A 13,684-nucleotide genomic window follows, 5' to 3' on the forward strand; every position below is an offset into this window, starting at 1 on the left:
GGGCGTTCACACAGGACGGGGGTCGTGTGTCGGAAACAGCGCAACGTACGGCGGATCATCGGCCGTACTTCTTCTTGAGTTACGCGCACACGCCGCGGTACGGGGCGGGGGGTCCCGATCCGGACATGTGGGTGGAGCGGCTCTTCCGTGACCTGTGCGGTCACGTGATGGCCATGACGGACCTGCCGGCCGGTGCTCCGGCCGGATTCATGGACCGGGAGATCCGTTCGGGCGAGGGCTGGTCCGAGCGGTTGGGCGAGGTGTTGGCGAACTGCCGCGTCTTCGTCCCGCTGTTCTCGCCCCGGTACTTCGCGAGCGAGATGTGCGGAAAGGAGTGGTACGCCTTCGCCCAGCGGGCGATCTACCACCAGGCGAAGAGCAACCGCCCCGCCGAGGCGATCGTGCCCGCACTCTGGGTGCCGATACCCCCGGAGCAACTGCCCGGGCCCGCCGAAAGACTCCAGTTCAACCACCGGGCCTTCGGCGACCGCTACGTCACCGACGGACTGTACGGCCTGATCAAACTCCGCATATTCGCGGAGGAATACGAAGCGGCCGTCTACGAACTGGCGAAGCGCATCGTCGCCGTCGCCGACACCACACGCGTGACTCCCGGCTCCCCGGTCGACTACCGGCACGCACCCAGCGCCTTCGGAAAGGCGAGCAGCGGCCCGCGCCCCATGCACCTGATGGTCGCCGCACCCACCCACCACGACCTCCCCGAGGGCCGCGCCCCGGACTACTACGGAAAACAGTCCCAGGACTGGAATCCGTACCTTCCGGACTCCGCACGGCCCTTGGCCTATGTCGCCCAGGACCTGGTGCGCTCCCTGGACTACCAGGCCACCCTGTCCTCGTTCGACCACGAGACCCTGCCCGACGCCGGACAGCCGCCCAACCGGCCCGAGATACTGATCATCGACCGCTGGGCCCTCGCCGACGACGCGCGCTGCGCCAGGCTCGCCGAGTTCGACGCCCAGCCCCGGCCCTGGATGACGGTCGTGGTCCCGTGGAACCGCGACGACCCGCAAAGCAGGCTCTCCGAAGCCGAGTTGGCCGAGCGTTTGGAGCGCACCATGCCGCACCACCTGAGTCACGGCCGTCCCGCCTGCAGAGCCGCCGCCCGCGGGGTCTTCAGCATGGAGGCGTTCGGGCAGATCCTGCCCCAGGTCGTCGAAGCCTCCGCCCAGGAGTACCTCCGCCACGCCGAAGTCTTCCCACCCGCCACACCCCCCGGCGCCGCTCCCCGCGAACGGCCCCGGCTGCGCGGCCCGATGGCCGACCACGGCACCACCCAGTACGTCCCGGACAAGACGCGCGGTTTCGCCCCCGATGCGGAGGACACGGATGACAACCAGTCGTGACGGACGCATCGTCACCTTCTACTCGTACAAGGGAGGCACGGGCCGCACGATGGCCCTGGCCAACACGGCCTGGATCCTCGCCGCCAACGGCAAGCGGGTCCTGGCGGTCGACTGGGACCTGGAAGCCCCCGGCCTGCACCGGTTCTTCCACCCCTTTCTCGACCCGTCCACCCTCGGCGCCACCACCGGTGTCATCGACCTGATCACCGAGTACGCCTGGGCGGCGATCACCCCCGACACCGCACGGCGCGACGACTGGCACGTGGACTACGCCCGCATCCAGCCGCACGCCGTCTCCCTCACCCCCGAGATCCTGGGGTGGGAGTTCCCCCAGGGCGGCACCCTGGACTTCGTCTCCGCGGGCAGGCAGAACCGCGAGTACTCCGCGACCGTCTCCACCTTCGACTGGGACAACTTCTACGACCGGCTCGGCGGCGGCCTCTTCTTCGACGCCCTGCGCGACGACATGAAGGCCAACTACGACTACGTCCTCATCGACAGCCGCACCGGCCTCAGCGACATCGCCGACATCTGCACCGTCCACCTCCCCGACGTCCTCGTCGACTGCTTCACCCTCAGCGACCAGTCCATCGACGGCGCGGCCTCGGTCGCCCGCCAGATCGACGAGCGCTACGGCGGCCGGAACATCAAGATCTACCCCGTGCCGATGCGGATCGACGAGGGCGAGAAGGAGAAGGCGGACGCCGGACGGGCGCTGGCCCGGGTCAAGTTCGACCGGTTGCCCAACGGACTCACCGGCGAGGAACTCACCGCCTACTGGGGCGCGGTGGAGATCCCCTACCGGCCGTACTACGCCTACGAGGAGACCCTGGCCACCTTCGGCGACGAGGCCGGGCTGACCAACTCCCTGCTCTCCGCCTTCGAACGGCTCACCGCCGTCGTCACCGAGCAGGACGTCACCTCGATGCCGACCGTCGGCGAGGACACCCGGCTGCGGATCAAGGACGCCTTCACCCGGCGCCGACCCGCGCTCCCCGCCGACCTCCTGCTCAGTTACGTGGCGGAGAACCGGATGTGGGCCGACTGGATCGAGTCGCTGCTCACCCGCGCCGGGTTCCGGGTGGTCCCCCGGGACGTCTCCGTGGAGCGCGAGCAGGGCGAGGGCACCGTCATCAACGAGAACGCGGCGCGCACCGTGGTGCTGCTCTCCTCCGCGTACCTCAAGTCCGCCCGCGCGGTGGAGGTCTGGTCGCGGACGGTCGCCGAGGACCCCGGCGGCAGCCGACAGCACCTGCTGCCCGTCCGCGTCGGAGACGTACGGCTGACCACCCCGTACATCGACCGCAACCCCGTCGACCTCTTCCGGCTCGACGAGATGCAGGCCGCCAGCGCGCTGCTGCGCGCCCTGGACCGGCCGGTGCAACTGCCGGACAGCTCGGCGCCCGGGCCGCGCTTCCCCGGCACCGTGCCGAAGATCTGGAACGCGCCACCGCGCAACCCCGGCTTCACCGGCCGCGCGATGGCGCTGGAGCGGATGCGCGACCAACTCGGCGGCGGGATGTCCGTGGCCGCCGTGCTGCCGCAGCCGCAGACGATCTACGGCCTCGGCGGCGTCGGCAAGACGCAGGTCGCCATCGAGTACGTGCACCGCTTCATGGCCGACTACGACCTGGTGTGGTGGATCTCGGCCGAGCAGACCGACGACGTCGTGGCGAGCCTCGCCGAACTCGCCGTGCGCCTCGGCGCCCAGGGCGGCGACGACATGGCCGCGGCCTCCCGGGAGGCCATCGACCTGCTGCGGCGCGGGGTGCCCTCCACCCGCTGGCTGCTGATCTTCGACAACGCGGACGACCCCGAGCAGCTCAAGCGGTTCTTCCCGCCGCAGGGGCCGGGGCACATCCTCGTCACCTCCAGGAACCAGACCTGGTCGCAGTACGGTGACGCCCTGCCGATCGACGTGTTCACCCGCGAGGAGTCGATCGAGCACCTCCAGCGCCGGGCCCGCGGCCTGAGCGTCGACGACGCGGACCAGGTCGCCACCGCCGTCGGCGATCTCCCGCTCGCCGTCGAGCAGGCCGCGGCCTGGATCGCGGAGACCGCCACCCCGGTCACGGAGTACCTGGAACAGCTCAAGGAGCAGGCCACCAGCGTCCTCGCGCTCAACCAGCCCGTGGGCTACCCCGAGCCGGTGGCCGCGACGTGGAACGTCTCCATCGAACGGCTCAAGGAGCGCTCGCCCGCGGCGGTCCGGCTGCTCCAGCTGTGCGCCTTCTTCGCGCCCGAGCCGATCTCGGCCAACCTCCTCTACAGCAAGGAGATGATCGACGCCCTCAAGCCGTACGACCCCTCCCTCCAGGAGAAGCTGGTGCTCGGGCGGGTCATCCGGGAGATCGGCCGGTTCGCCCTCGCCAAGGTCGACACGGTCTCCAACAGCATCCAGGTCCACCGCCTCGTCCAGGCGGTGATCCGGGCCCAGTTGACCGACGAGGAGCAGCGGCAGGCGCGGCACGCCGTGCACCAGGTCCTCGCCGGCGCCCGCCCCGACGACGACGAACCGATCGACAACCCGTCCACCTGGCAGCAGTTCGCCACCATCTGGCCGCACCTGACCACCTCGGAGGCGCGCAACTGCCGGGAGCCGGAGACCCGTCGGCTCCTGATCGACCGGGTGCGCTACCTGTGGAAGCGGGGCGACTGGGCCTCGGCCGCGACCCTCGGCGCCGAGGTGCGCGAGACCTGGCGGGAGATGCTGGGGAACAACGACTACCAATACCTCTACCTGCGCTTCCACCTCTCCAACATCCTCCGTTCACAAGGGCGTTACGTGGAGGCGAAGGACCTGGACGAGGTCACCCTGGAGCGTCAGCGCAAGGTGCTCGGCCCGACCCATCCGCACACGTACATGACCACCAGCGGACTGGCGATGGACCTGGGCACCCTCGGCCAGTACGGCAGGGCGATGGAGCTGGCGACCGAGGCGCACGAGGGCTTCAGTCAGATCTTCCACGAGTCCCACCCGCGCACCCTGGCCGCCGCGAACAACCTGGCGCTGAACCTGCGCATGGTCGGCCAGTACGCCCGGGCCCGCGAGCTGGACCAGGACGTCTTCGACCGGCGCACCGAGGTGCTGGGCCCCACGCACCCGTACACCCTCTCCTCCGCCACCTCGCTCGCCCGCGACCTGCGGGAGGTCGGCCGGTACGAGGACTCGGTGGCGCTGCTGGCGCGCACGTACGACCTGCTCAAGCAGCAGTTGGGGCGGACCTTCCCCGGGACGCTGGCGGCGGCCAAGAGCCTCGCGGTGTCGCTGCGCCGGGCCGGTCAGCTGGAGGACGCGCGCCGGCTGACCACCGCGACCCGCAACCGCTACCGCACCCAGTACGCCTCCGCGAACCCGGACTCGCTCGCCTGCGACCTCAATCTGGCGGCGGACCTGTTCGCGGCCGGGGAGCCGGTCGCGGCGCGGGACCTGGCGCAGGAGGTCGTGGACCAGTACGTGCTGGTGCCGGGGGAGAAGCACCCGTACACCCTCGCCGCGATGAACAACCTGGCCATCTTCCACTGGGGCTGCGGCGACCCGGAGGCGTCCGAGCAACTGTTGGTGAGCGTGGTCAGGCGGATGAGCGCGGTGCTCGGGGACAGCCATCCGCACGCCCTGTTCTCCACGATCAACCTCGCCAACGCCCTGGCCGACCTCGGCAATCTGGAGGAGACGCTGGAGATCGAGCAGCGCACGGTGACACGGCTGCGCGAAGTGCTGGGGGCGCACCACCCCGAAGTGCTGGGCGTGGCCTCGAACCTGGCGGTCACCCTGTCGATGCTGGGGCGCAAGGACGAGTCGGCGCAGCTGCGCAACGAGACCGTGGAGGAGCTGGGCCGCCAGCTCGGGGACGACCACGCGCTCACCCGCATCGCCCGCGACGAGCGCCGGGTCCACCGGGACCTGGAGCCGTTGGCCGTGTGAGACGGACGAGGCACCAGAAGTGAGACGGCGGGGGCGACATCGCCCCCGCCGCCTCATGGCACCGGAGCTACAGGTCCTCGATCAGCCAGGTGAGGATGCGCGGCAGGGCGTGCAGCGCCTCGAAGTGCGCGGCGGCCGGTTCGAGGACGGCGGTGGCGCCGGGGATGCGCTCCGCGAGCCACCGGGAGTGGCCCACCGGCGAGAAGACGTCCTGCTCGCCGTGCCAGAGCATCACCCGACCCGTGATGTCCGCCGGGTCGAAGCCCCACGGGCTGTTGAAGGCGAGGGCGTCGTCGATCCAGCCCCACGCCGACATCCGCAGCGCTTCCTGGTAGTTGCGGAGCAGCATCGAGCGCACGCCGGCGTCCGCGACGATCATGCGGTCCGAGTCGGGCAGCTCGCGCCGCAGGTCGTTGAGGAGCTTGATGGGATCCTTGCGGATCTCGTCCGAGCGGTGCGTGAACACCTCGGCGAGTCCGGAGGGGTCGTCGAGGGCGGAGGTGTACGCGTCCACGTTCGACGCGGTCATGCCCTCGAACCAGTCCAGTCCGTCCGCGTCCCGGGGCGCGAGCGTGACCAGCGCGGCGGTCCGGTCGACCCGGTCGGGCATCAGCGCGGCGCACGCCAGGGCGTGCGGCGCACCTCCCGAACGACCGACGACGGAGAACCGCTCCAGACCCATCTCGTCCGCGATGGCGCGGACGTCCTCGGCCACGTCGGCGACGGTGCGCCCCGGCAGCCGGTCCGAGCCTCCGTAGCCCGGACGGTCGTAGACGATCATCCTCATGCGGCGCTGGTAGAGCACCATTCCCCGGGGAGCCGGCCCCAGCCGACTGCCCGGAGTGCCGTGGAGCAGGAAGACCGGCTTGCCCCGAGGGTCCCCCAACTGCTCCGTCATCAGATGGCGCCCGTCCTTCGCGCACACCCGACGTCGCACCCCCGCCCCCTTATGTCCCTTGCGCCCCGGGCCGTGTCCGACACGGCACCGTGCGGGCTGACGGCCATGAAGTGTGTGCATTCCCCGACCCCTTGATGATTACCCATTCCACGGCCGGAAGCTCGCGCTTTCGGTATCGCGGGGCGGCAGATGCGGCGGACGTCGCGTGCAGGTTCCGCGACCGTGCGCCGGTACTACGCCCCCCGGGGCGTCCCGCTGCCACCGGCAGCCGCCGTCCCGGGCGGCGCGCCGTCCCGCTCGTTCGCCCTGCGGCGCAGGAACGCGCAGACCATCGTCACCACGGCGCCGCCCGCGGCCCACGCGGCGACGACCAGCAGCGGACCGGTCGCGCCGTTGCCGTCGAAGTAGGTCAGGGAGCGGGCCGCGTAGGTGCCCGCGCCCGGTGGCAGCGCGGGCCCGATCGCCTGCCAGAACGGGGGCAGCAGCGGATACGGATAGGCGCCGCCGGCGCTGGGGTTGCCGAGGACCACCACGAGCAGGATCGCCAGCCCGATGCCGACGATGCCGGCGAGCCCCTGGAGCGCGAGGGTGATGGCGCCGACGGCGAACACCAACAGGGTGCCGAGGCCCCACAGGGCCGGTACGCCGCTTGGTAGGGCGTCCAGGACGGGGCCCGCGATGACCGCGCCGAGGAGCCCGGTGACCGCCGCGTACACCAGCAGCACCGCCAGTCGGATGAGTCCGCGGGCGGGGTTGGCGGGGCGGGCGCCCGCGCTGATCGCGAGCACGGCCGCGCACAGGTAGCCGCCCACGCACCAGCCGATGACGAGGTAGAAGGAGGTCAGACCGCGGGCGTCGCCGGGGGCGTTCGGCACCAGGTCGACCACGTCGACGCTGCGGCCCTGCGCCCGTTCCGAGCGGGTGACCACCGCGGTCAGCGCTTCGGAGAGGGAGGCGCCGGAGGCACTGGCCACCAGCAGCCGGTCGGTGGCGCCCGTGGTCAGGACCAGGGCGCCGTCCACGTCCCGGTCGCGCACCTGGGCGGCGGCGCTCGCCGCGTCGGCCACCGCCCGGGGGGCGAGCGGATCGCCGGGCAGCGCTCCGAGCCGACGCACGGCCTGCTCCGCCGCGGCCGGCGTGGGCGCGGCGACCGCGATCGGCACCTCCTTGGGCTTCGGGTCGTGGAAGGCGCCGATGTACGAGGTGATGAAGCCGAGCTGCAACGCCAGCACGCCGATGATCAACAGCGCGGCCCGTACGTGCACCGCGTCCCTGACCTCGTCGAAGAAGCCGGGGCGGGGCGGATCGGTCTTCGTGGCGGCGGGGCGCGGGTCGTCGGAAGTCGGCGTCATGGCCCCACGTTCGACGGGCCGGCGGCGGCGCGCAGTCGGGCGGAGCCGAATGGCTTACGCGGTCGGCCCGGTGGTGCGCCCGCCCCGGTGCCGGGCCGGTCGCGCAGTTTCTCCCCCTGTGCCCAGGGGGGCGTGGTGGTACCCCCAGCGCCCCTGAGAACCCTCGCCGTTCCCCTGCGGGAGCCATGACCACCGCGGCTCGGTGGTGGGCTTGTCGCGCAGTTCCCCGCGCCCCTGAACCCCCGTCCGTCTGCGGCTCGGTGGTGCGGAGACCAACGCTCCCGCAGGCAGGAGTACGGCGACTTCGTCCAGAGGCGTAGGGCACGGCCTAGCCGTGGGGGAGGAGGCCGTTCACCAGGGATCTGAGGCCGTCGAGGTAGGTGTCCTCGACGGTCAGGCGCGCCCAGTGGGGGGCGACCTCGGCCAGTCGGGGGAGTTCTTCCGGGTCGACCTCGGCGAAGACCTGGTCCCGGTACGTCGTCCGCTCGTCCTGCGCCCGCCGCCTCGCCGCCGTGGCGCGGACGACGATCTCGCCGGCGGTGTAGTACCAGATCGCGCGGTAGCCGTGCACGGCGCGCTCGGGGGTCAGCCCGCACTCCACGAGGCCGTCGACGATCTGCTCGACGAACCACAGCGCGGACGTGGACGTGAGGTCGTCGGCGACGAGCACCTCGACGACCCAGGGGAAGGCGGCCAGCGCCTCGCGGATCGCCACGGCGGCGGCGACGACGCGTTCGCGGGGGTCGGCGTGCGGCTCGGGGCGGCGCAGGGTGCGGGCCGCGTGGTCGTCCAACAGCAGGACGAGCAGCTCTTCCTTGTTGCGGACGTGGTGGTACAGCGCCATCGGCGTGCTGCCGACCTCCGCCGCCAGCCGGCGCATCGTCAGCCGGCCCACCCCCTCGTCGGCCACGATGCGGCGGGCCGTCTCGATGACCTCGGCACGGGAGATGCGAGCAGGTCGGCCGGGGGACTTGCGCGGTGCGGACGGTTGCGGCATGGCCTCATCATCCCCCAGCGCATCGACAGCGCCGCCGACGGGCGCTAGTTTTCGTACATGTATAAAAACTTAAAGGGGAGTCCGGGGACGGTCCTCGCGGCCGTCGCCGTCGCCCAGTTCGTCGTCGCCCTGGACATGTCCGTGGTGAACGTCGCCCTGCCGTCGATCCGCACCGCGCTCGGCTTCGCGCCGCTCGACCTGTCGTGGGTGGTGCACGTCTACGCGCTCGTCTTCGGCGGCTTCCTGCTGCTGGGCGGCCGGATCTGCGACGCGTACGGCCAGCGCCCGACGTTCGTCGTGGGCCTCGTCGTCTTCGGGGCCGCCTCGCTGGCGGGCGGGGCGGTGCAGGAGCCCTGGCAGCTCATCGTCGCGCGCGCCGGGCAGGGGCTGGGTGCCGCCGCGGTCGCCCCCGCCGCGCTGGCGATGCTCACCACCACCTTCCCCGAGGGGCCCGCGCGGGTGCGGGCGCTCGGGGTGTGGAGCGCGGTGACCGCGGCCGGGGGAGCGGTGGGCGTGCTCGCGGGCGGGCTGCTGACCCAGTACGCGGGGTGGCGCTGGGTGATGCTGGTCAACGTGCCCGTCGTGGCGGCGGCCCTCGCGCTGGTGGCGCGGGGCGTGCCCATCGGACCGCGCCCGGCGCGACGGGAGCCGCTGGACGTGCTCGGCGCCGTCCTGGCCACCGGCGGCATCGGTCTGCTGGTGTACGGAGTCGTCCTCGCCGACGCCGTGGGGTGGGCCTCCGGGGTCACGGCGGCCACCTTCGGTGCCGCGGCCGTGCTGCTGCTCGCCTTCGGTCGCGTCGAGGCGCGCACCGCGGCGCCGCTGCTCCGTCTCGGCCTGCTGCGCAGCCGTTGGGTCGCCGGCGCGAACGTGCTGGTGTTCTTCGCGGCGGCGGGGCAGTTCGCGGCGTTCTACTTCGTCTCGCTCTACATGCAGCAGGTGCTCGGGATGGGGGCCGCCGCGACCGGGGCCGCGTTCCTCCCGTTCACCGCGGGCCTGGTGGCGGGCACCGTCGTCGCGATCCGCGTCACCGCGGCCCGCGGGCCCCGGGCGTCCCTGGTCCCCGGTGCGCTGTTGGCCGCCGCGGGGCTGGCCTGGTTCGCCTTCGTCAGCCCCGACGGCGGCTTCCTCGTCGACGTGCTCGGGCCGTCGCTGGTGGCGAGCGTCGGCACCGGGCTGGTGCTGGCGCCGGTCGCCGCCGCGGCGACCACCGGGGTCGCGCCCGGCGAGGCCGGCGCCGCCGCGGCCGTCCTCAACAGCTCCCGCCAACTCGGCGGCTCCGTCGGCGTGGCCGCCCTCGCCACCGTCGCCGCCCACCGCACCGAAGGGGCTGCGGGGCCCGCGGCGCTCAACGACGGGTACGCCCTCGGGCTGGCCGTGGCCGCCGGCCTCTTCCTGGTCGCGGCGGTCGTGGCGATCGGCGTGCTGCCGCGGCGGGCCGCCGCACCGGCCGGGCCGTCCGCTGCTCCCGCCGAGGGGCGGCTGGAAGAGCGGGCCCCATGACGGTCGCCCTGATGTGCGGTCAGTTTTTACCGACGCGTAACTTCCCCCCGTCGGTTACCCGTGCGTAGCTTGTCGTGAGCACAGCAAGTACTGGAGTCGCACGGTCCGCCCGGTCCCCGCCGGGGGACCGCCCCCACTTTGAGCTGCGAGGAGGCCGCTCGATGCTGCCGTGGAAACGTTTCGTACGACCCGTCGCCGCGCTTCTGCTGGCCGCCGCCATGGGCTTCGCTCCGGCGGCCACCGCCATTGCCGCCCCGGATGCCGGGGGCGGTGCACAGGCCCGGAGCAGCGGCTGGAACGACTGGTCCTGCCGGCCCTCCGCCGCCCATCCGCGGCCCGTCGTGCTGGTTCACGGCACCTTCGGGAACTCGGTCGACAACTGGCTGGGCCTCGCGCCCTACCTGGTCAACCGCGGATACTGCGTCTACTCGCTCGACTACGGGCAGCTCCCCGGCGTCCCGTTCTTCCACGGGCTCGGTCCGATCGAGGAGTCCGCCCGCCAACTGGACCGCTTCGTCGACCGGGTGCGGGCCGCGTCCGGTGCGGCGAAGGTCGACCTCGTCGGCCACTCGCAGGGCGGCATGATGCCCCGGCACTACCTCAAGTTCCTCGGCGGAGCCGAGGAGGTCAACGCGCTCGTCGGGCTGGCCCCCAGCAACCGCGGCACCACCCTGCTGGGCCTGACCAAGCTGCTGCCCTTCTTCCCCGGCGTCGAGGGCCTGCTGAAGGCCACCACCCCCGCCCTCGCCGACCAGATCGTCGGCTCGCCCTTCCTGACCCGGCTCAACGCCGGCGGCGACACCGTCCCCGGGGTGCGCTACACCGTCATCGCCACCCGCTACGACCAGGTGGTGACCCCCTACCGGTCGCAGTTCCTGACCGGGCCGAACGTGAAGAACGTGGTGCTCCAGGACCTCTGCCCGCTGGACCCGTCCGAGCACGTGGCGATCGGGACCGTCGACCGGATCGCCTTCCACGCGGTCGCGGGCGCCCTCGACCCGGCCCGCGCCACCACCACGAACTGCGCGTCCGTCATCGGCTGAGGTCTTCAGCGGACGACGGACGCGCAGTCCCTCGCACGGGAGGCTCACGCCTCCCTCAAGCGTCGGCGATCAGCGACCGCCGGCCGACGCCCTGCGCCGCGCCGTGGCGAACATGGCGCCCGCACCCACGGCGAGCACGATCGCACCGCCGGCGGCGATGTACGGGGTGTTCCCGTCGCCGCCGGTCTCCGCCAGCGTCGCCGAGTCGCCGCCCTGGGGCTTCGCGGCCTTGGTGGCGGCCACCTGGGTGGCGCTGTGCCCCTGGGCCTCGTGCCCGGCCGCGTACGCGCCGTTCTGCTTCACCTCGGCGGGCGTGTCGCCGCCGTGGCCGCCGTGGTCGACGGAGGACTTGCCCGCGCCCTGCTCGATCTGCTGGTCGGTGGGCGCCTTGGCCGCCGGGGCGCCGCCCGTGCCGCCGCCGAACGCCACGTCCGAGCAGGTGTAGAACGCCTCGGGGGAGTCCGAGCGCTGGAGGATCGAGTAGACCAGGTGACGGCCGGTCTTCTTCGGGACCTCGCCCTTGAACACGTATGAGCCGTTCACCAGCGGCGGGTTGGTGACGGAGACGAAGGGCTGGGCCTCCAGGTCCGACCACTTCAGCGGCTTGGTCGGGTCGTACCCGTCCTTGGTGATGTACAGCGACAGGGTGCCCACGTGCGGCGCGGTCGCCCGCCACTGGAACGTCTTCTGGCCCGCGGCCATCGCGGTGGTCGGCCAGTCGGTCCGCGGCAGGTCCAGGCCCTTGTACTTGTCCCGGCCGACGCTGCACAGCTTGCCGTCGGGGATCTGCTGCTGGTGCTGCCCCGCCACGGCCGGCAGGTTGACCTCGTTCCAGTCGTACAGCGGCTGGGTGCCGCCGGCGGCGACCAGCGCCTTACAGGCGGCGGAGTCGGGGCTCTCCGGCCCCTCCGCGTGACATGCGGCGATCCTGCTGACCGGGTCCGCCATGGAGCCGTGGGCGGCGGCCGGAGCGGCGGAGATCCCGGCCAGCGCGAGCGGCGCCAGACCGAGGAAGGCGGCCGTGGTGACCTTACGGCGTGCGGTCATGGTGTCGTACTCCTCAGGAACACTGGGGGGAGTTGGAGCTCTTGGGGGGAGCCGGAACCGGCCCGGACGTCCGCGCAGCCCGTGTTCACCTCACACGCGGTGGTCCGGACCAAGTTCCGACGCCGAGAAAGCTAACCCCTCCGCACCCCGAAATCCCCTGCCGGGCGGGGATGATGATGATCCTTATCCTTGCTTTAAGGAGGCGCTAAGCACGGGCTCAGGAAGGGGCGCTGCACCCCGCCGACCCGGCGTTCGCCACCCGTATCGCGCCCGATGGCCGGAAATCGACTGACATCACGTGATGTGCCGCCACAACATGCATCATCGAGTGACAACGGAGATCCACGTCGAGCGAAGGAGACAGCCCATGGCGCACCTGGCCAAGGTCCTGACCCGTGAAGAGCGCGATGAGTTCCTCGTCCAGCCCCACATCGGCGCCCTGTCGGTGGACTCGGGCGAGGAGGACCGGGCGCCGCTCACCGTCCCCGTCTGGTACCGCTACGAGCCCGGCGGCGACCTGTGGGTGATGACGGCGGCCGACTCGCGCAAGGCCCGGCTCATCACCAAGGCCGGCCGGTTCTCCCTGATGGTCGAGCGGACCGAGCCCACTGTGCGTTACGTATCGGTCGAGGGACCGGTCGTCGGCATCAGCGACGCCACCCCCGAGGAACTCGAAGACGTCACCCGGCACTACCTCGTCGACCCCGAGAAGATCGCTGACTACCTGGCCTTCGCCCGACGGGAGCACGGACCCCAACTCGTCGTCCGCATGCGGCCGCAGCGCTGGCTCAGCGCCGAACTCGGCGAGGCGTAGGAGCCGCTGGGGGCGCCGGTGCCGGCCGGTCGGGCGGGCGCTTCACCGACCCCCGGCCAGCCGGTACCGGCGCTCCGGCCGACCCGTACCCCCGTAACGCAGCGTGACCTCCACCCGCCCGGTCTCCACGAAGTACTCCAGATAGCGCCGGGCGCTCACCCGTGAAAGCGAGCCCGCCTCGGCGCACTCCGACGCCGACAGGTCGCCCCCGCGCTCCCGCAGGACCCGCTCCACCAACTCCGCCGTGTGCGGCGCCAGCCCCTTCGGCAGGCCCCGGGCGCCCGGCGGACGGGTCCCGAAGATCTGGTCCACGTCCTCCTGGCGCGCCTCGCCGAGCCGGTCGAAGCGGGACCGCAGCGAGGCGACGTGGCGCAGCTGCTCCTGGAGCGCCGTCTGGTTGAAGGGCTTGATCAAGTAGTGCAGCGCGCCGGCCCGCAGCGCCGCGCGCACCACCTCCGCGTCCCGTGCGGCGGTGATGAACAGCGCGTCCACGGTGGCCCGCCCCGGATCGCGTTCCTCCGCGGCCCTCAGCTCGCGCAGCACCGTGAGCCCGTCCATGTCGGGCAGATAGACGTCGAGCAGTACGACGTCGGGTCGTAGCCGCTCCGCGGCGCGCAGCGCCTCGGCCCCGCTGTGCGCCACACCGACGACCTGGAAGCCCGCCGTCACCGACACATAGCGGCTGTGCAGCTTGGCGACCATGAAGTCGTCGTCCACCACCAGCACTTTCATCACGCGCTC

At 72.1% G+C, this 13,684-nt stretch carries 10 protein-coding genes; 5 read left to right on the forward strand and 5 right to left on the reverse strand.

Annotated elements, in window-relative coordinates; translation table 11 throughout:
- The first annotated feature begins 26 nt into the window (after positions 1 to 26).
- Entirely contained in the window at positions 27 to 1,364 is a 1,338-nt protein-coding gene (locus AB0E05_RS03905) for a TIR-like protein FxsC (protein ID WP_361958313.1), read from the forward strand.
- Positions 1,348 to 5,289 carry an FxSxx-COOH system tetratricopeptide repeat protein gene (gene fxsT, locus AB0E05_RS03910; RefSeq protein ID WP_361958316.1) on the forward strand — a complete coding sequence of 1,314 codons (3,942 nt, stop codon included), beginning with the start codon at positions 1,348 to 1,350 and terminating at the stop codon, positions 5,287 to 5,289. Before AB0E05_RS03905 ends, fxsT begins: the two co-directional genes overlap by 17 nt.
- A 67-nt stretch (positions 5,290 to 5,356) precedes the next feature.
- On the opposite strand, the gene AB0E05_RS03915 is transcribed toward fxsT, so the two are convergent.
- The 3 genes from AB0E05_RS03915 to AB0E05_RS03925 form a co-directional block, all read right to left on the reverse strand.
- Positions 5,357 to 6,226: an alpha/beta hydrolase gene (locus tag AB0E05_RS03915; RefSeq protein WP_361958319.1), complete on the reverse strand. Its 870-nt coding sequence runs from the start codon at positions 6,224 to 6,226 to the stop codon at positions 5,357 to 5,359.
- Between the two features lie 194 nt (positions 6,227 to 6,420).
- Entirely contained in the window at positions 6,421 to 7,539 is a 1,119-nt protein-coding gene (locus AB0E05_RS03920) for a DUF3533 domain-containing protein (protein ID WP_361958322.1), read from the reverse strand.
- 328 nt (positions 7,540 to 7,867) lie between these two features.
- Positions 7,868 to 8,536 (reverse strand): TetR/AcrR family transcriptional regulator, encoded by a 669-nt coding sequence (locus tag AB0E05_RS03925; protein ID WP_361958325.1) that lies wholly within the window; start codon positions 8,534 to 8,536, stop codon positions 7,868 to 7,870.
- Positions 8,537 to 8,593: 57 nt separating this feature from the next.
- Here AB0E05_RS03925 and AB0E05_RS03930 point away from each other — a divergent pair, with 57 nt between their 5' ends.
- Together AB0E05_RS03930 and AB0E05_RS03935 are read left to right on the forward strand one after the other, a co-directional pair.
- A complete protein-coding gene (locus AB0E05_RS03930) occupies positions 8,594 to 10,039 on the forward strand; it encodes an MFS transporter (RefSeq protein ID WP_361958328.1) in 1,446 nt (481 codons plus the stop codon).
- A gap of 161 nt (positions 10,040 to 10,200) precedes the next feature.
- Entirely contained in the window at positions 10,201 to 11,082 is an 882-nt protein-coding gene (locus tag AB0E05_RS03935) for an alpha/beta fold hydrolase (protein ID WP_361958331.1), read from the forward strand.
- A gap of 69 nt (positions 11,083 to 11,151) precedes the next feature.
- Here AB0E05_RS03935 and AB0E05_RS03940 read toward each other — a convergent pair whose 3' ends face one another.
- A complete protein-coding gene (locus tag AB0E05_RS03940) occupies positions 11,152 to 12,129 on the reverse strand; it encodes a lytic polysaccharide monooxygenase (protein WP_361958334.1) in 978 nt (325 codons plus the stop codon).
- A 367-nt stretch (positions 12,130 to 12,496) separates the two neighbouring features.
- Here AB0E05_RS03940 and AB0E05_RS03945 point away from each other — a divergent pair, with 367 nt between their 5' ends.
- On the forward strand, positions 12,497 to 12,943 hold the full coding sequence (locus AB0E05_RS03945; RefSeq protein ID WP_361958337.1) for a pyridoxamine 5'-phosphate oxidase family protein: 447 nt from the start codon (positions 12,497 to 12,499) through the stop codon (positions 12,941 to 12,943).
- A gap of 42 nt (positions 12,944 to 12,985) precedes the next feature.
- Here AB0E05_RS03945 and AB0E05_RS03950 read toward each other — a convergent pair whose 3' ends face one another.
- Complete coding sequence (locus tag AB0E05_RS03950; protein WP_361959063.1) at positions 12,986 to 13,675, reverse strand: response regulator; 690 nt, start codon at positions 13,673 to 13,675, stop codon at positions 12,986 to 12,988.
- Between the last annotated feature and the right edge of the window lie 9 nt (positions 13,676 to 13,684).

Source organism: Streptomyces sp. NPDC048057 (assembly GCF_040653095.1).
Lineage (GTDB): Bacteria > Actinomycetota > Actinomycetes > Streptomycetales > Streptomycetaceae > Streptomyces.